The sequence below is a fragment of the Amaricoccus sp. genome (assembly GCF_036846665.1).
Classification (GTDB): Bacteria; Pseudomonadota; Alphaproteobacteria; order Rhodobacterales; family Rhodobacteraceae; genus Amaricoccus.
Map to the genome: position 1 here is coordinate 1 of NZ_DAIUBO010000010.1, position 18,132 is coordinate 18,132.

General features: G+C 69.5%; 14 protein-coding genes. 2 read left to right on the top strand and 12 right to left on the bottom strand.

Annotation, left to right across the window (positions count from 1 at the left end):
* On the top strand, positions 1–2,316 hold a 2,316-nt coding region (gyrB, locus tag V7050_RS01960; protein WP_324410202.1), incomplete at its 5' end, for a DNA topoisomerase (ATP-hydrolyzing) subunit B.
* Positions 2,317–2,466: 150 nt separating this feature from the next.
* Here the strand turns inward: gyrB and V7050_RS01965 are convergent.
* Positions 2,467–3,360: a DUF2189 domain-containing protein gene (locus V7050_RS01965; RefSeq protein WP_324370037.1), complete on the bottom strand. Its 894-nt coding sequence runs from the start codon at positions 3,358–3,360 to the stop codon at positions 2,467–2,469.
* Positions 3,361–3,547: 187 nt separating this feature from the next.
* On the opposite strand from V7050_RS01965, the gene V7050_RS01970 reads away from it, so the two are divergent.
* Positions 3,548–4,045 carry a GFA family protein gene (locus tag V7050_RS01970; RefSeq protein WP_324370035.1) on the top strand — a complete coding sequence of 166 codons (498 nt, stop codon included), beginning with the start codon at positions 3,548–3,550 and terminating at the stop codon, positions 4,043–4,045.
* Between the two features lie 216 nt (positions 4,046–4,261).
* Here V7050_RS01970 and V7050_RS01975 read toward each other — a convergent pair whose 3' ends face one another.
* From V7050_RS01975 to V7050_RS02025, 11 genes are all read right to left on the bottom strand, one after another.
* Positions 4,262–4,861 (bottom strand): superoxide dismutase, encoded by a 600-nt coding sequence (locus V7050_RS01975; RefSeq protein ID WP_324370032.1) that lies wholly within the window; start codon positions 4,859–4,861, stop codon positions 4,262–4,264.
* A gap of 117 nt (positions 4,862–4,978) precedes the next feature.
* A complete protein-coding gene (locus tag V7050_RS01980; protein ID WP_324365514.1) occupies positions 4,979–6,613 on the bottom strand; it encodes a sensor histidine kinase in 1,635 nt (544 codons plus the stop codon).
* 82 nt (positions 6,614–6,695) lie between these two features.
* Positions 6,696–7,049: an Mth938-like domain-containing protein gene (locus tag V7050_RS01985; RefSeq protein WP_324365515.1), complete on the bottom strand. Its 354-nt coding sequence runs from the start codon at positions 7,047–7,049 to the stop codon at positions 6,696–6,698.
* A gap of 11 nt (positions 7,050–7,060) precedes the next feature.
* The gene (locus V7050_RS01990) at positions 7,061–7,813 is read right to left on the bottom strand and encodes a sulfite exporter TauE/SafE family protein (RefSeq protein WP_324365516.1); all 753 of its coding nucleotides are present in this window, start codon (positions 7,811–7,813) and stop codon (positions 7,061–7,063) included.
* A gap of 13 nt (positions 7,814–7,826) precedes the next feature.
* On the bottom strand, positions 7,827–8,792 hold the full coding sequence (gene secF, locus V7050_RS01995; RefSeq protein ID WP_324365517.1) for a protein translocase subunit SecF: 966 nt from the start codon (positions 8,790–8,792) through the stop codon (positions 7,827–7,829).
* Positions 8,793–8,804: 12 nt separating this feature from the next.
* Entirely contained in the window at positions 8,805–10,469 is a 1,665-nt protein-coding gene (secD, locus tag V7050_RS02000) for a protein translocase subunit SecD (protein ID WP_324365518.1), read from the bottom strand.
* Positions 10,470–10,518: 49 nt separating this feature from the next.
* The gene (yajC, locus tag V7050_RS02005; protein ID WP_324365519.1) at positions 10,519–10,848 is read right to left on the bottom strand and encodes a preprotein translocase subunit YajC; all 330 of its coding nucleotides are present in this window, start codon (positions 10,846–10,848) and stop codon (positions 10,519–10,521) included.
* Positions 10,849–11,027: 179 nt separating this feature from the next.
* Complete coding sequence (locus tag V7050_RS02010) at positions 11,028–11,939, bottom strand: pirin family protein (protein WP_324365520.1); 912 nt, start codon at positions 11,937–11,939, stop codon at positions 11,028–11,030.
* 477 nt (positions 11,940–12,416) lie between these two features.
* The gene (locus V7050_RS02015; protein WP_324365521.1) at positions 12,417–14,489 is read right to left on the bottom strand and encodes a M28 family metallopeptidase; all 2,073 of its coding nucleotides are present in this window, start codon (positions 14,487–14,489) and stop codon (positions 12,417–12,419) included.
* A 13-nt stretch (positions 14,490–14,502) separates the two neighbouring features.
* Positions 14,503–15,045, bottom strand: coding sequence for a phosphoglycerate mutase family protein (locus V7050_RS02020; protein ID WP_324365522.1), 543 nt, complete (start codon positions 15,043–15,045; stop codon positions 14,503–14,505).
* A 54-nt stretch (positions 15,046–15,099) separates the two neighbouring features.
* Positions 15,100–17,907, bottom strand: coding sequence for a hypothetical protein (locus tag V7050_RS02025; protein WP_324365523.1), 2,808 nt, complete (start codon positions 17,905–17,907; stop codon positions 15,100–15,102).
* Positions 17,908–18,132: the final 225 nt, after the last annotated feature.

Below are 18,132 nucleotides of genomic sequence, written 5' to 3' on the forward strand. Positions count from 1 at the left end.
GACACCGACGACGGCTCGGGCCTGCACCACATGGTCTACGAGGTGGTCGACAACGGCATCGACGAGGCGCTGGCGGGCCATGCGGACCGGGTGAGCGTGATCCTGCATGCCGACAATTCCGTGAGCGTGGCCGACAACGGCCGCGGCATCCCGGTCGGCATCCACGAGGGCGAGGGGGTGAGTGCCGCGGAGGTCATCATGACCCAGCTGCATGCGGGCGGCAAGTTCGACCAGAACAGCTACAAGGTCTCGGGCGGCCTGCACGGCGTGGGCGTGAGCGTGGTCAATGCGCTCTCGGACTGGCTGGAGCTCCGGATCTGGCGCGAGGGCTTCGAGCATTTCGCCCGCTTCGAGCGCGGCGAGACGGTGGAAAGCCTGCGCCGGGTCGGACCCGCGGAGGGGCGCAAGGGAACCCAGGTACGCTTCCTCGCGGCGCTCACGACCTTCTCCAACCTCGACTACAGCTACAAGACGCTCGAGCACCGGCTGCGCGAGCTCGCCTTCCTCAATTCCGGGGTGCGCATCACCCTGCGCGACGAACGCCACGCCGAGGTGCAGGAGACCGAACTGCATTACGAGGGCGGGGTGCGCGAGTTCGTGCGCTATCTCGACCGCTCCAAGACCCCGCTGATCCCCGAGCCGATCTTCATCGCTTGCGAGCGCGAAGGCATCGGCATCGAGGCGGCGCTCTGGTGGAACGACAGCTACTACGAGACGGTGCTGCCTTTCACCAACAACATCCCCCAGCGCGACGGCGGCACCCATCTGGCGGCCTTCCGCGGCGCGCTCACGCGCACGATCAACGCCTATGCCGGCACCAGCGGGCTGGCGAAGCGCGAGAAGGTCACGCTCAGCGGCGACGACGCGCGCGAGGGGCTGACCTGCGTGCTCTCGGTGAAGGTGCCCGACCCGAAGTTCTCGTCGCAGACCAAGGACAAGCTCGTCAGCTCCGAGGTGCGCCCCGCGGTCGAGGGCCTCCTGAACGAGCGCCTCGCGGAGTGGTTCGAGGAGAACCCCACCGAGGCGCGCAGCATCGTCGGCAAGATCGTCGAGGCGGCGGTGGCGCGGGAGGCGGCGCGCAAGGCCCGCGACCTCACCCGGCGCAAGACGGCGATGGACGTGGCGAACCTGCCCGGCAAGCTCGCCGATTGCCAGGAGAAGGACCCGGCCAAGGCCGAGCTCTTCCTCGTGGAGGGCGACAGCGCCGGCGGCTCGGCCAAGCAGGGGCGGAGCCGCGCCAACCAGGCGGTGCTGCCGCTGCGCGGCAAGATCCTCAACGTCGAGCGGGCGCGCTTCGACCGGATGCTCGGCAGCCAGGAGATCGGCACGCTGATCACCGCGCTCGGGACCGGAATCGGCCGCGACGAGTTCAACCTCGACAAGCTGCGCTACCACAAGATCGTCATCATGACCGACGCCGACGTGGACGGCGCGCATATCCGAACGCTCCTGCTCACGTTCTTCTTCCGCCAGATGCCGAAGCTGATCGACGCGGGCCATCTCTACATAGCCCAGCCGCCGCTCTTCAAGGTCGCGCGCGGCAAGTCGGAGGTTTATCTCAAGGACCAGGCCGCGCTCGACGCCTATCTCATCGAGCAGGGGCTGGAAGGGGCGCGGCTGCAGCTGGGCTCGGGCGCGATGCTGGCCGGGGCCGATCTCGCGCGGGTGGTCGAGGAGGCCCGCCAGGTGCGGGCGACGCTGAATGCCTTCCCGACGCATTATTCGCGCCACGTGCTGGAACAGGCGACCATCGCCGGGGCGCTGGTGCCGGGCGTGCTCGACGCCGACCCCCAGGGCACCGCCGACCGTGTCGCCGCGCGGCTCGACCTGATCGCCGCGGAATACGAGCGCGGATGGCAGGGGCGGCCGACCCAGGACGACGGGATCCGGCTCTGGCGCACGCTGCGCGGCGTCGACGAGGTTCGCATCCTCGACGGCAACGCCCTGCGCTCGGCGGAGGCGCGGCGCCTCGCGGCGCTGACGCCGGGGCTGCAGGAGGTCTACGGCACCACCGCGCATCTGATGCGCAAGGATCGCGACCAGGTGATCCATGCGCCGACCGACCTGCTCGACGCGGTGATCCGCGAAGGCGAGAAGGGCCTGAGCCTGCAGCGCTACAAGGGGCTGGGCGAGATGAACCCCGAGCAGCTCTGGGAGACCACGCTCGACCCCGAGGCGCGCACGCTGCTCCAGGTGCGTGTCGATCAGGTCGACGAGGCCGACGAGGTCTTCACCAAGCTGATGGGCGACGAGGTGGAGCCGCGGCGGGACTTCATCCAGAGCAACGCGCTGAGCGTGGCAAACCTGGATTTCTGATCGCATGTGGACATGCGGGTATCCTGGAACTGCCTGCGCAATCCGGCCGATCCCGCAGCGGAAACCGGAACTGGACTACCGCCGGGCCGAAGCGAGGGAGAGCTTGCGCCGGCACCCGGCGGTCGCGGAGGCGCCGCTGTCACAACCCACTTAGGCTCCGGCCCGGATCTCCGTCGGCTCGGGCTCGACAGCGCGGCGGTAGAGGTGCCAGGTGGCATGGCCGAGCACCGGCAGCACCACGATCAGCCCCAGGAGGAACGGGAGCGAGCCGAGCGCCAGCCCCGCCGCCACGATCAGCCCCCAGGCCGCGACCGGGCCGGGGTTCTCCGTCGCCACGCGAAACGAAGTCACCACGGCCACCGGCAGGCCGACGTCGCGATCGAGCAGCAGCGGGAAGGACACCACGCTGATCGCCAGCACCACGACCGCGAAGAGGAACCCGACCGCCAGGCCGAGCAGCATCATCGCCCAGCCCGCCCCGGTGGAGAAGACCTGTCCGACGAAGGCGCCGAGCGAGGCCGGCTGCTCCGGCCCGAGCGTCGCGGCCCAGATGCCGTGCGCGGTGATGATCCAGACGAGGAAGATCAGGAAGAGCACCACGCCGAGCACGAAGATCGCCCCGAAGGAGGGCGATTTCAGCACCGCGAATCCGTCGCTCCAGCGTGGCGTCTGTCCCGCCTCGCGCTGGCGGCTCATCTCGTAGAGCCCGACCGCCGCCACCGGCCCGACCAGCGCGAAGCCCGAGAGGATCGGGAAGACCAGGGGCAGCAGGTTGCCGCTCAGAAAGGCCCAGCCAAGCACCAGCCCGATCACCGGATAGATCAGGGCGAGAAACACCACGTCGGACCGGCAGGCGACGAAATCCGCATAGCCCTCGCGCAGGGCGGCGCGCAGGTCGTCCATGCCGATCTTTCGCACCGCCGGCAGGGCCCCGCGCTCCGGATCGCCCGATCCGAGCCGGCCGGTGACCGAGCCGACATAATGCCCCGCCCCCTTCGCGGCATCGACGCTCCAGGACAGCGGGTTACCGATAGTCTCGGACATGCCTTTCTCCCTCCGCCAGGCGAGGCGGCCCGGTGCGGCCGCCCTCCGGCACCCAGCATAGCAGATCCGGCGCCTCCCGGCATTCACAACTCGGGGGGGGCCACACGGGCTGCCACCGGCCCCGCGTCACCCATTGCCCGGGCGCGCCCGCCGGGGCAGACTGCGCGAGACGGATCGGCGGGGAGACATGGGCGGGACGGAAAGCTGGGAAGGCGGCTGCACCTGCGGCGGGATCCGCTACCGCCTCCTGCGCGCACCGATGATCGTGCACGGCTGCCACTGCCGCTGGTGCCAGCGCGAGACCGGCTCGGCACTGGCGATCAATGCCCTGGTCGAGCGCGACGCGCTCGCCCTGCTCGATGGCAGGCCCGCGCCGGCGACGATCCCGAGCGAGAGCGGCAAGGGCCAGACGCTCGCGCGCTGCCCGAACTGCGGCATAACCCTCTGGAGTCATTATGCCGGGCTCGGCCGCCTGCTCGCCTTCCTGCGCGTCGGCACCCTCGACGCCCCCGACGCCTTTCCGCCTGACGTGCACATTTACACCGCCTCGAAGCAGCCCTGGCTGAGCCTTCCCGAAGACCGCCCGGCCTTCGTGGGATACTACCGGCGCAGCGCCGTCTGGCCTGCCCCGAGCGTCGCGCGATACGATGCCCTGAAGGCGCGCCGCGCCGCGCCGCCGGAATAGGGAGCGGCCCGTTCACGGCGGCCGTCCGGAAGCGGGCGGAAGGGGCCGACCCCTTCGCGCCCAATGCCATCGTATCTGGGGCCCGATCTTTCTTCTTCCGCCGTTCCGCCACGAGGCGAGGGCAGCGCGACCCCTGCGAGAGCGACGCGCCCGCCTTTGGGGCGGGCGGGGCGGCGTTGCCGGATGCGATTCCCCTGCCCTTCCCGCCCCGAAGCCTTACATCCGCGAGGCGACGTTCTCCCAGTTCACCAGCTTCTCGAGGAAATTCGCGAGATAGGCAGGACGCTTGTTGCGGAAGTCGATGTAATAGGAATGCTCCCACACGTCGCAGCCGAGCAGCGCAGTCTGGCCGAAGCAGAGCGGGTTCACGCCGTTCTCTGTCTTGGTGACCTTCAGGCTGCCGTCGCCCTCCTTGACCAGCCAGGCCCAGCCGGATCCGAACTGGCCGGCGCCGGCGGCGGCAAAATCCTCCTTGAACTTCTCCACCGAGCCGAAGGCGTCCTTCAGCGCCGTCTCGAGTTCCGAGGGCATGGCGCCGGAGCCGGGGCCCATCATCTCCCAGAACTGGCAGTGGTTCCAGTGCTGCGAGGCGTTGTTGAAGATCCCCGACTGCGCCACCGCGCCCTTCTGGTAGGTCCCCCTGACGATCTCCTCGACCGACTTGCCCTCCCATTCGGTTCCGGCGATCAGCTTGTTGCCGTTGTCCACATAGGCCTTGTGGTGGATGTCGTGGTGATACTCCATCGTCTCCTTCGACATGCCGCCAGCCGCCAGCGCGTCGTGGGCATAGGGAAGATCGGGAAGTTCGAAAGCCATGGCTACCTCGCTCGTTCAGAACCTCGGGGCGTGCGCGGGACGACCCGCGGACCCCGCCTATATACGCCCTTAGCAACGCGCGAACAGCCCCGCGGTTCAATCGCCCGCAGGCCGGGCTCAGGCCTCGGCGGCCAGGTCGGGGGTTGTCGCCGGGGCTCCGTTCCGGGCGCGGGGCAAGTGCAGGATGAATTCCGCACCACCGCCTTCAGCGTTGCGCGCCTCGATGGTGCCGCCGGCGTTCCGCACGGCACCCTCGACCTGGGCGAGGCCGAGGCCGGTGCCCTTGCCGGGATCCTTGGTGGTGAAGAACGGCCTGAAGAGCTGCTCCAGCACCTCGGGCGCGAAGCCCGGGCCGGTGTCGGCGACCCGGAGCGCGATCATCTCGCCCTCGGGCTCGGGCTCGGCGGTAATGGTCAGCCGGCCGCGCCCGCCCATGGCGTCGCGGGCATTGCCCGCGAGGTTCAGGAGGGCGAGCTCGATCTGGTCGGCATTGGCCCGCACCGCGCGCGCCTCCCCCGCGATGCGGATCTCGAGCTCCACGCCCCGGCCAATGGTCTTGCGGATCAGTTCCTCGAGATCCGCGATCAGGGATTGGAGATCCACCTCGCCGACCTCGCCGCCATCGGCCCGCGAGAAGCTGAGCAGCTGGTTGGTGAGCCGGGTGCCGCGCTGGATCGCCGCGCGCACCAGCTCGATGCGCTCGCGGGTCCGGGGCTCCTTGGTGTCGCGGGCGATCTGGTTCATCCCCGCCTGCATCACCGCCAGAAGGTTCTTGAAATCATGCACCACCGTGCCGGTGAACCGCCCGATCGCCTCGACCTTCTGCAGTTCGAGCAGCTGCGCCTCCTCCCGGCGGCGCAGCGCGAGATCGGCGAGCGCATAGGCCACCATCAGCCCGCCGATCGCGAGCGCGATGATCGAGCCCCCGAGCATGATTGCCGAGGCGCGCGCCCGCGGCCCCGTGACCAGCGCCCGGTCGATCGCCACATGCGCCGACCAGCCCGAGCTCGGCGAAGACGCAAAGGCGGTGACATTGACCAGCCCCTCGTAGGTCCGGCCCTCGTAGAAGCCTTCGCCGCCCCGGGCCACGGCCTCCTGGACGAAGCTGGTGGCGGGGGTGCCGACCCGGTCGGCATAATCGAGCGAGCGGGCGACGAACAATCCGTTGCGGTCCACGATGGCACCCACCGCGTCCGCCGGCAGCCGGCGCATCATGATGTCCTGGAAGATCGCCGGATCGAGCGTCACGCGCAGCACGTCCTGCGGCTGCAACAGGACCGACATCTGCAGCCGGACGCAGGGACAGTTCGCCCCGACCCGCTCCACCCCGCCCACGCTCCCGCCCGGCGGCGGCGCGGCGAAGGGCGCGCCCCGCGCCGCCGCCCCGGGGCCCGCCCGCCCGACCTCGAACTTAACCTGCCCGGTGGCGGCATCGCTCAGCGCGATCGAGGTCCATCCCGTGTTGGCGTCCAGCACAACCGCGGCGCGCTCCCGCGCCGTGGCGAGATCGCCGGTCACCAGCGGCACCGAGGTCGCCAGCACCCGCATCGTCTGCAAATCGCCCCGAAGCAGGGCGTCGGCGAGCTCGACCAGCCCGCGGGCGTTCTCCAGCGCCGATTGCTCGACCGCGGCCTGGCGATCCGCGAACTCGTTGCGCAGCAGGAGCGCCAGAACCGCGATGACCGGCAGGAGCACCGCCGCCCCGGCGATGATCAACACTCGCTGGAGAGGAGACAGGGCCTCGACGTGCATTTGTCAGTCCGACCGCAATTCTGTGGCGTGACGTGAAAATGCTCCGCTCATCAGCCGAAGCGGAGCGAACATATCATCGACATCAGACCGGCAGCAAGCCCGCCGCGATCCGCCTTCCCTCCGCGAGCAGCACGTTGTAGGTCCGGCAGGCCGGCGCGGTGGCCATGATCTCCACGCCGATCCCCGCCGCGTCGAACCGGCTCCGCAGCGCGGGGTCGAGCGGCCGGATCTCGGGGCCCATTCCGAGAAACACCACGTCCACCGCCGCCGCAGCAGCGAGGAAAAGCTCGATCTCCGGCAGCCCCGCCCAGGGCTTCGGCCCGCCGGGCAGGAGCGCCAGCGGCCCGCGGTGGATCGCGCCCCCGACGCGGAAGAAGCCCGGGCCGTAGCCCTCGATCGGAACGCGCCCGTCGAAGATCACCTCGTTGAGCCGCATGAAGCCCTCCCTCAGTCGAAGACCGGCAGCCCGCCGAGCGCCGCCGCCGCGATCACCCCATAGGCAACCCCGCGGTAGACCCGCTCGCGCGCCGGATCGAAGGCCGCCTGTCCGGCGAGCACGCCCAGAGCATAGGGAAGGATCAGCACCAGTCCAAGCGCCACCGGGAAGGCCCCGAGCAGGCCCTTCCAGGCCAGCAGCGCGAGATAGAAGACGTCGAAGACCGCCAGGAAGAGCAGGATGTTGGCCCGGATCCGCGCCGGCGGCTCGGTCCCGCCGAGGTAGAAGAGGATCACCGGCGGCCCGGCCGCCCCGGCCGCGCCGCCGAAGAGCCCCGAGACCAGCCCGACCGCGCCCTTGGCGACATCGCCGAGCGCCCGGCGATAGCGCCAGCCCGAGGCGAGCACCACCAGGAGCAGCAGCGAGACGATGCAGATCATCCAGCGGAAGGTCAGCGGCCCCAGCCGCGTCAGCAGCATCAGCCCCGCCGCCAGCCCGACCACCGCCCCCGGCAGCAGCCGCGCCACCTCGCGCGGATCCCCCTCGCGCAGCGCCCGCGGCAGCACCGGCAGCGGGCCGAGGATGTCGAAGGTGACGATGGTCACGATCACCTGCACCGGCGGCAGCACCGTGGCCGCGACCGGCACATAGACCAGCGCCGTGCCGAAACCGGTGAAGCCGCGCACCATGCCCGCGGCGAAGACCGCCGCGACCAGGACCGGCAGGCCGTCGAAGCCAGCGACCGCCTGCAGGATCGCGGTCACGGCAGGGGCACGCTCAGACCTTGGCCCCGCCGAACTGCGTGCCGGCCGAGGCGTCGGGCTTCGACCAGTCGCGCTTGACGCCGAGCCAGAGCACGGTCGCCCCCGCCACATAGATCGAGGAATAGGTGCCGGTCAGCACGCCGAAGATCACCGCGAAGGCAAAGCCGTGCACCACCGGCCCCGAGAACCAGTAGATCGCGAAGAGCGCGATCAGCGTCGTCAGCGAGGTCATGATCGTGCGGCTCAGCGTCTCGTTCAGCGCGAGGTTCATCACCTCCCTGAGCGGCATCTTCTTGTACTTCCGCAGGTTCTCGCGCATCCGGTCGAAGACCACCACCGTGTCGTTGATCGAATAGCCCACCACCGTCAGCACCGCCGCCACGATGGTGAGGTTGAACTCGAGCTGCAACAGGCTGAAGACGCCCACGGTGACGATCGCGTCGTGGATCAGCGAGAGCACCGCGCCGATCGCGAACTGCCATTCGAAGCGCAGCCAGATATAGACCATGATGCCCAGGAACGACAGCAGCACCGCGAGGAAGCCCGCACGCACCAGCTCCCCCGAGACCTTGCCGCCGACGCTGTCGACCTGGAGGATCTGAACCTCCGGAAAGGCCTGGCTCAGGGCCGCCCGCGTGGCGTCCACCGCCGGCGCGGCCCCCTCTTCCATATCCGCCGTCCCGAGCCGGATCAGCACCATGTGCCGGCCCTGTCCGGTATCGTCCGAGATCTCGGTCACGCCCACCTCTCCGACCCCGACGTCCCCTAGCACGTCGCGCCAGACCGAGAGCGGCTGCTCCTCCGGGGTCGCCGCCATGATCAGCGTGCCGCCGCGGAAGTCGACGCCGAGGTTCAGCCCCCGGGTCGCCAGGAGGCCGATCGAGCCGATCACGCCGATGAGCGAGACGATCAGCCAGAAGCGCGTGTAGCGCATGAAGTCGATCGAGGTGACGTCGGGCACCAGCCGCAAGTGACGCATGGCCGGCCCTCCTCAGACCGTGATAGCCTTGGGTCGACGCCAGTCGAACCAGCTGGCGATGATCATCTGGGTGACATAGATCGCGGTGAAGACCGAGCAGAGGATCCCGAGGCCCAGCGTTACCGCGAAGCCCTTCACCGGCCCCGAGCCGAGCATGAAGAGGATCACCGCCACGATCAGCGTGGTGACGTTGGCGTCGAGGATCGAGCCGAAGGCCTTCTCGAAGCCGAGCTGGATCGCCCGCGCCGGGCCCCGCGCGGTCTTGAGCTCCTCGCGGATGCGCTCGAAGATCAGCACGTTGGCATCCACCGCCATGCCGATGGTCAGCACCAGGCCCGCGATGCCCGGCATGGTCAGCGTTGCCCCGATCCCTGTCATCAGCGCGAAGATCAGCACGATGTTGGTCAGGAGCGCTACACAGGCGACCACGCCGAACCAGCCGTAGCTCAGAATCATGTAGACCCCGACCGCGGCGAGCGCGATCACCGCCGCCCGGCGCCCGGCCTCGATCGAATCCTGGCCGAGCTCCGGCCCGATGGTGCGCTGCTCGAGCACCCGGATCTCGGCAGGCAGCGCGCCGGCGCGCAGCAGGATCGCCAGCCGCGTCGAATCCTCGGGGGTGAAATTGCCGGTGATGATGCCCGAGCCCCCGGGGATGTGGCTCTGGATCACCGGCGCCGAGATCACCTCGCCGTCGAGCACGATGGCGAAGGGCTTGCCGATGTTGTCGGCGGTATAGCGCCCGAAGGCGGCGCCGCCCGCGGGGTTGAAGCGGAAGCTCACCGCCGGAAGGCCGTTCTGGTCGAAGGTCGGCTGGCTGTCCACGAGCTGCTCGCCGGTCACCACCGCCCGGCGCTCCAGGACGTAATGGACCCCCTCCTCGTCCATGGAGGGATAGATCACCTCGTCGAGGCCGGGCGTCGCCGCCGCGTCGGTGGTGCGGTTCACCACCGGGTGGAAGGAGAGGCGCGCGGTCTTGCCGATGATCGCCAGCAGCTCCTCCGCCGAGCCGATGCCCGGCACCTGCACCAGGATCCGGTCCTCGCCCTGGCGCTGGATCGTCGGCTCGCGGGTGCCGGTCTCGTCCACGCGCCGGCGGATGATCTCGAGGCTCTGGTCGAGCGTGCGCCGGTCGATCGCGATCTTCTCGGCCTCCGAGAGGGTGATGACCAGCACGTCGCCCTCGGCACGGGCCTCGAAGTCGCGGCCCGAGGCGCCGGTCAACGAGATGACCGGCTGGGATGCGGCGCGCACCGCCTCCTCGGCCGCGGCCATGCCCGAGGGTTCGCCGATGCGGATGCGCAGCGCGTCCGGCGCGCTCTCGAGCCGCCGAACGGTGCCCACCTGATCGCGCAGGTCACGCAGCCGGTCGCGCAGGTCGGGCCAGAGCCCCTCGAGCCGTTCCGCATAGACGTCCGCGGTCTGCACCTCCACCAGCACATGGGCGCCGCCGCGCAGATCGAGCCCGAGATTGACCAGCCCCGAGGGCAGGAACTCCGGCCAGCCCGCCGCCTCCGCCGCCAGTTCCGGCGTCGCCGCCGCCCCGGCGGCGAGGCTCGCCCGCGCGTCGTTCGACCGCTCGACCCGGTCGTAGAAGAGATTGGGGAAGGCCACGACCAGTCCGGCCAGGCAGACCAGGACAATCGCCACGTTCTTCCACATCGGAAATTGCAGCATCGCGGGTGATCCCCCTGCGCCGCGCCCCGCCGGAAGGGCCGGGCGCGCGTCAGGCCTGGGCGGGTTCGGTCTTGCTGGTGACCTGGCTGATGGTGCCCTTGACCACCCGCACCTTGACGTTGGGCGCCAGCTCGATCTCGGCCTCGCCCTCGGCGACCTTGACCACCTTGCCGATCAGCCCGCCGGCGGTCACCACCTGGTCGCCGCGGCGCAGCGCGTCGATCATGGCGCGGTGCTCCTTGACCTTCTTCTGCTGCGGCCGGATCATCAGGAAATACATGATGACGAAGATCAGCAGGATCGGCGCGAAGCTGATCAGCCCCCCGGCGGCCCCGCCGGCTCCTCCGGCCGCTTGGGCGAATGCGGGTGTTGCGAACATCGTGACGGTCCTTCCCAGCTCTTGCGGGGCGCGCGTACGCGCGACGCAGCGGCACCCGGCCCCAAAATCGCGCGGACACTAGCGCCGGCCCCCGCCCTTGGCAAGGCGATCCGGGGCGGGTGTGGCGGGCTACCCCGGAAGGGGCGGACCAGCGATGCCCGCCCCCTCTGCGCCGCCGGTCAGGCGGTGCCCTTGATGAAGCTGCCGTCGCGAAGCTCGCGCATGGCGGTCTCGAGCTCGGCGCGGGTGTTCATCACGATCGGCCCGTGCCAGGCGACCGGCTCCTTCAGCGGCCGCCCGGCGACCAGCAGGAAGCGCACGCCCTCGGGGCCGGCCTGCACCGTCACCTCGTCGCCGCCGCCGAAGCGCACCAGCGTGCGGTTGCCCGACATGTCGCGCACCGCGAGCTCGCGACCCTGGAACTCCTTCTCCACCCGGACGCCGACCGGCGCCGCCGCGTCGCGGAAATCGCCTGCGCCCGCGAAGACATAGGCGAAGGCATTGGCCCGCGTGTCGACCGGCAGGGTCTTGCGCAGGCCCGCCGGCACGGTGACGTCGAGATAGAGCGGCTCGGCCGCGATCCCGTCCACCGGCCCGCGCTTGCCCCAGAACTTGCCGGTGATGATCCTCACCTGCGTGCCGTCGTCGTCGGTGATTTCGGGAATGTCGCCGCCGGTGATGTCCTGGTAGCGCGGCGCGGTCATCTTCAGCGAGGAGGGCAAGTTCGCCCAGAGCTGGAAGCCGTGCATCCGGCCCGTGCTCGACCCCCGCGGCATCTCCTGGTGCAGGATGCCCGAGCCGGCGGTCATCCACTGCACCGAACCGGCGCCGAGCAGCCCGCGGTTGCCTAGGGAATCCGAATGCTCGACCGTGCCGTCGAGCACATAGGTGATGGTCTCGATTCCCCGGTGCGGATGCCATGGAAAGCCCCTGGCATAGGCAGCGGGATCGTCGTTGCGGAAATCGTCGAGCAGCAGGAACGGATCGCTAGCGCTGGTATCCCCGAAGCCGAAGACGCGGTGCAGATGCACGCCGGCGCCTTCGATCGTCGGCTGGGCACGGCTCTGGGACGTGACGGCACGAAACGACATGGCTTGTCTCCTTGACGGTGTTCGTGCGGATCTGGCGCGCGCCGGCACCCCGGACAAGCCTGCGCCCGGCAATGAATTGTTTCCGCGAGCGCCGCACAGCAGAGCCCGAAGCTCGACCCCGCCCGGCTCCATCGCTGCGGGCAAGACCGGGGCGCCCCTCCGCTACCCTTCAGACAATTCGTTTGGCTTCCCCCGCGACGTTCCGGATCCTCGGCCAAATGGATGCGCTGTCGAAGGTCCCGACGCGGTGAAACCATTCCGGTCCGAACCACTCGGAAAGCACGGGCAGCGACCGCCCGCGTCCTGCCGGAGGCTGCGTACCGCGGCGGCCAAGCGGCCTTTCTCTCCGGACCGAAGGCTTTGCGATTGCGCAGCATGGTCCATTTGACCGTGCCCCTTCGGCGCGCGAGGGCGACGGGCGCCCGGGTGTGGTTCTTCCCCGCGCGGCGCCTTCGGTCGCAGCGGGCCGGCCGGTCCTCAGCCGGCGAGCTGCGTCACCGCCCGCGCCACGGCACAGACGATGTCGCGGGCATAGGCCGTGTCCGTAACCTGATCGGTGGCGCGGTGGTAGTTCGGATTGGCGTCCGCCGACGGTTCTGACGGCAGGTTCATGAAGAAGTCCTCGCTCGCCAGGACGGCCCCGTAGCCCTGCTGGTGGAATGCCGCGTGATCGGAGCGGTTGATCGCCCCGTCGTAGACCGTGCGGTCGGGTGCGCCGTTCCAGCTCGTCCCGCGGTAGATCTGGGCCGGCGCAAGCCGTCCGTAGTCCGCGGCCGCCTGCGCCACCCGGTCGGCGAGCGGCAGGCTGAGGTCCCGGATCGCGGGATCGGTATAGCCCGCGTGGATCTCGAAGATCCGGTTCAGATCCGAATTGTAGCCGATCATGTCCATGCAGATGACGGCACGGACCGGAGCCCCCATCGCCTTGAGGCGGCCGGCATAGGCCTTCGACCCGACGAGGCCCGATTCCTCGGCGTTGAAGAAGCAGAACCGCACGGTATGCGTGAGCCGCCCCGCGAGCGACCGGAAGTGACGGGCGAGCGACAGGATGCCGGCGAGGCCCGAGGCGTTGTCATCGCGCCCGGGCGCGGGATCGCTCGGCGCCGAATAGGCGGGATCGAAGCCGGCAGTGGAATCCATGTGCGCTCCCACCACGACGAGCCCCGCGCCGATCCCCGGGACCGGGCACGCGAGCTTCCACCAGGGATACCAGGGGTAGAGCTTGAGGATGCGCTCGACCTCGTAGCGGACGACGGCATCCGGCAGGTCGGCGAGCCCGTCCGCCAGACCGCTATCGTCGAGCAGGGCCGCGAACCCGGACGGAAGCCGTCCGATGGGCGGCGGCCCGACCGGCTCGCGCAGGATGCGCCGGTAGCGGTCGAGGATGTCGGGCCGGATGCGGAAGCGGCCCACACCGGGAAGATCCGCGATGATGTTGGAATGGGTCTCGCCCGCATGGACGAAATCGTGCCGGGTCGCGCAATACCCCATGGCGCGGAGATCCGACAGCAACGCCGCCTCGGCACGCTTGTTGTCCGGGTGCCGCGAATGCCTCGAGACGATCGGGCCGGCGGCATCGAGCGCGGTCACGCCGCTGTAGCGGTCGAGGTCCGCGGCATATTGCGCGGTCACCGACTTGCAGGAGGGCCGCGCCATCAGGATCAGCCTGCGGATCGCCGGATCGACCTCGACCGCCTCGAGGATCTCCGGCAGCCGCCCCACCACGGGGAGTTCGAACTCGGCCGCCTCGGGAACCGGCATCCGCATCAGGCCGGGATCCGGCGCGAGAAGCTCGGAATGGCCATGGGCCCCGTGGACGTGGAAGGCGTCGGCGCTGTCCTCCGGGCCGAGGGCGATCAGGATCTGGCCCGGCTCGGCGTAGAGGATCCGGCGCCCGGCCAGCGCCTCGCGAAGATGCTCGTCCGGATGGTCGATCCGGGCCCAGACCAGGTCTTCGGTCCGGGGATCATAGTCGATCGGCTGGAGCGTAAGCCCGGCGAGCACCGCGTCGGTGAGCCTGTCCTCCGAGGCGAGCGCGATGAGCGACCAGTCCGTCCCGCCCGCGGGCTGGAACTGCATCGGCACGAGGTCGCCACCCGCCGCCAGCCGCTCGAGCGCCGCCTTCGGCCCGACGATGCGCGCGGCCCCGGGCTCGGCACCCCTTGCCAGCATGCCCAGGAGTGCCGGATGCGGCGCCGGGACGAACCCGGCCTGAAGCGCGTCGCTGCGAAGACGCCGGTCGGCCGAAACGAGCGCCGTGCCAGCCCCCTCTCCCGCGAGCGCCGCCGCCGCACCAGCGCCGATATAGCCGAGCGCACCCACGCCGACCACCCGGACGCCCTCCGGCGCGAAGCCCGAGAAATCCGCCGCGAGCTCGGCCTCCGCGAGACCCGGCACGACGAGTATCGTCTCGACCCCTCCCGCCAGGAACTCGATGCAGCCGGACCGGACGCCGGGCGCCAGGTCGAGACCGAGGGTTCGGCCATCGTCCTCCCTCAGCGATCCGCTCGCCTGGTCGAGAACGATGATCGCGCGCGTGATCGGTTCCATCGATGTTCCTCCCTCAAGGCGTCGGGGCGCCGTAGCGCATCCGGACGGTCCGGGTGCCGCACCATGTCCGGGTCATGACGAACATCCGGTCGAACTGTCCCTCCGACAGCTCGCCGACGCCGGGCGCGCCAAGCGCTGCCGCGATGTCGTCGACGGTGTTGGAATGGGCCACCACGAGGACGCAGGACCCCGAATGCCCCGACCGGATCGCGGCGGCGAGCGCCGCGGCATCCAGCGCGGCATACTGGGTGGTCGCGATCCCGGCCATCTGCGCGGACGGCGTCCCGGTTTGCACCGACCGTTGGGTCGCGGTGACGAAGACGGCCGAAAGGCCGGCGTCACGCAGAATATGCGCGAGCAGGTCGGCCCGGGTCACACCGGCCGGCGAGAGGGCGGGGTCGCTGCCGCCGCCGGCGGCGATGTCCGCGTGGCGGACCAGGATCACGGTAGCGCTCCAGAGCTGGAGGCGCCATTTCCTGAGGATGGTGGGCGTGGGCTGGATTTCATGGATCGGCAGGCGCGGCAGGGCGCCGCTCGGGTCGGATGACTTCGGCATGGTCTGTCTCCGGAAAGGGCCGGCGGGGCCAACCGGCCCCGCCTGATCGACGGCTCAGCTTCCCTCGCCGTCGTCGAAGTCGAACTCGAGACGAACGGTCCGGATCGTGCGCCCCTCACCCGTCGCGATGCCGCCTCGCAGGATCCGGAGGATCTCCTCGATCGTCGGGCGGCGCACGATGACCGGCCCGTCGGTCTGCGGCTTGTCCCGCGTCGGATCGCGGCCCGGCTTCGTCTCCTCGTCGACGCGCCAGGTGAGCTTGTAGCTCATCCCGCCCGCAAGCTCTCCGTCGAGATAGGTTCGGATCGCGATCTCGTCGTCACCGCGCGCGATGGACTTCTTCGCAAGTTCGGCGTCGATGTCCTCGCCCGGCTCGACCACCAGGAGCACCTTGCGCCGGTCACGCGGGCCGAGCTCGAACTTCTGCCCGCCCTCGGACTTGACGTGGAGCTGCCAGCCGAGATTGCGGAGGAACCGCGGCAGCTCGATCTCGAGCCTCGCCACCACGGGCTTCCGGAACGGGTTCCGGATCCAGACGATGTGCTCGCGCAGGAGCTTGAGGATGTCCTTGAGCGTGGGCAGGACCGGACTGACGTTGCGCTGGCCGATGTTGTTGTCGAACGGCACCAGCCGGTGCTCGGGGATCGTGCCGGTGATCGTGGTGTCGTTGCCCGGGTCGCCGTCCGCATGCGCGATGGCGAGCAGGCACTCGTGCCCCACGACGGTGGGAACGAAGGCGAAGGGTCCGATCACCGTGCCGCCGCCGGAGGCGAGCGGCCCCGAGGCGGGCAGCGTCGCCGTGGTCATCGGCGCCCAGTCGTCCGGGAACGACAGGCCGGAGCCCGGCAGCGCATGATAGGCGTCGACCCGGACGTTCTGCGCCGTCTGCATCCCGCGGTTCTTGACGCGCACGTACATGTAGTTCGTCAGTCCGACGAGCGGGTTCTGGTGGATCGCCCCGCCGTCGGGCGCGCGGCGCACCCACATGTCCTGGCAGGACCAGTGGTTCGCCTGGTACTGGTACTCGCCCGCGCGCCCGTCGTCGATGTAGACGTCGACGTCCGGCGGATTGCCCTCGGTGTTGACCGTCTGCGGCTGCCCCGGCGCGGCGCCCGGCTGGAAGAGGCCCTGCTTCTCGAAGGCCCAGCGGACCACCTTGTGCAGCGCGCCGCCCGGGATGCCCTGGAAGCTCGACGTGCCGAGATCGGCGTTCTGCAGATGCCCGACGAAGACCTCCGGGAAGGCCGTCGTCGAGGTCATCAGGCCGATCGCCTTGAAGATCAGATAGGCCGCAGTGTCCGAGGCCCGCCGCCGGGTCGCGATGCCGACGGCGTCGCCGCCGATCGCCCGGTAGAAGCGGAAGAGCGTGGTCGAGAGCACCTGCTCGCCGCCGTACTGGGTGTTCCAGTTGGGACCGAACCAGGCCCAGCCGGCGCCGATAGCACGGTCGTGCCGGCGGTCGATACCGACGCCGGCGGCAACCCAGGGGAAGGTCTGGAACCGATCGGCGGCGTTGCTGCCCGGATCGTTCAGGATCGCCGCCAGCGAATCGCCGGCCGAATGCGCGAAGCCGAAGTTCGGGCTGTTCACATGGTCCCAGAGCAGCGCATGGCCGAATTCGTGCCAAGCGACGCGGTTCGAGGTGCCGATGCCGATCACCTGCCCCGGCATCATCTTGCCGAACCTCAGCTCGAGCAGGCCGTTGCCCGAGGCGTTGCCGGGCGCCTGCGCGTTGACCGCATCGCCGAGCGCGCGGAAGTCGACCGGAACGGGGAACGTCGTTCCGCCGAAATACGAGGACACGTTGAAGCCGAAATCCTGCATCGTGCGGAACAGCCGGTCGCAGTTGTAATAGGTGCAGGTCGCGGTGAATTGCTCGGTCTGGGCATCGAAGTTGAAGGCGCCCGCCGGGGTCGGCACGGTCGGCGCGACCTGGACCGGAGCCTGGGTCTCGGCGATCCGGACGAAATTGCCTGCGAGCGGCTGCGGTGTCGCAGCGGTCAGGCCGGGCATCGTCTTCGAGGTCCGGAAGGGATTGAGCACCGCATTCGTCGAAGCCGCATTGACTGCGGCGCCGGTCTGGGTCTGCGGATCGCGGTCGAAGACGAGGCCGGTGGCGCAGGCGACCAGCGCCCGAAGGTAGAGCACCTCGCCGCTTTCCGGCTCGACCAGCGCCCGCCAGTTGACCTGGCCCTGGCCCTTGGCCATCGCGGCCTGGAACAGGACCTCGTCGGCGATGTAATGCTTGGCCTTCTCGAGCCCCGGAAGCTTCGGCTTGGGAAGATGCGGGATCTCCGCCCCGGGTCCGCCGATGCAGCCCTCGTGCTCGTGCGGCTCTTCGCGCTGGTCCGGCTCGTAGCGATAGACGACCTGGCGTTCGATGCGGGCGTTCTCCATGTCGGGAAGCTCGAAGCCCAGCATCTTCTTGAGCGCGGCCTTGCTCACGGGGCGATTCTTGTCGCTGTCGACGCGGGCGCTGGGATTCTCGATGACGACCGAGCCGTGCATCGACGACTGGAGAGACTCGAGCGACAGGCTCTCCTCGTCGATGTTCATGCCGAGTCTGGCGTCGAAGACGTCGAGGCCGAGGATCGTCTGCTTGTAGACGACGACCTTGGTGCCGGCCACGTCCTTCTCGGACTGGAACTCCATGATCGGCTCGGCCACCGCCGACTCCGGCACCACGCCGTCGTCGGCCAGTCGCGTGCCCGACAGGCCCAGTTCGCCGCGCATCGAGCGCAGGTACCATTCGGCAACCTGCTGGGGCGTCGCGAGCGGCGCGGCGCTCTCGAGGGCTGGCGGTGCCGGATGCTGGAAGTAGACAACTTCTCCGTATTCATTCCGGATGACGGAGTCCGTCATGAGTTAATCCTCCTAATAATTTCATATAGCCCTAATACTGTCTCATAATCAAATGGAGACCGTACTTAGAGTAAGTCGATCAAATACCGATCAGAGTTCCATTTATACACGAAAAATCCGAGTCGGTCAATCGGGTCATTGACCGTGCCGACGGATTCCGACTCGTTCCAGAGCGGACCTGCCAGAAATCCTTTGACCGAGAGGTGAGTCGGGGCCTACCCTGAC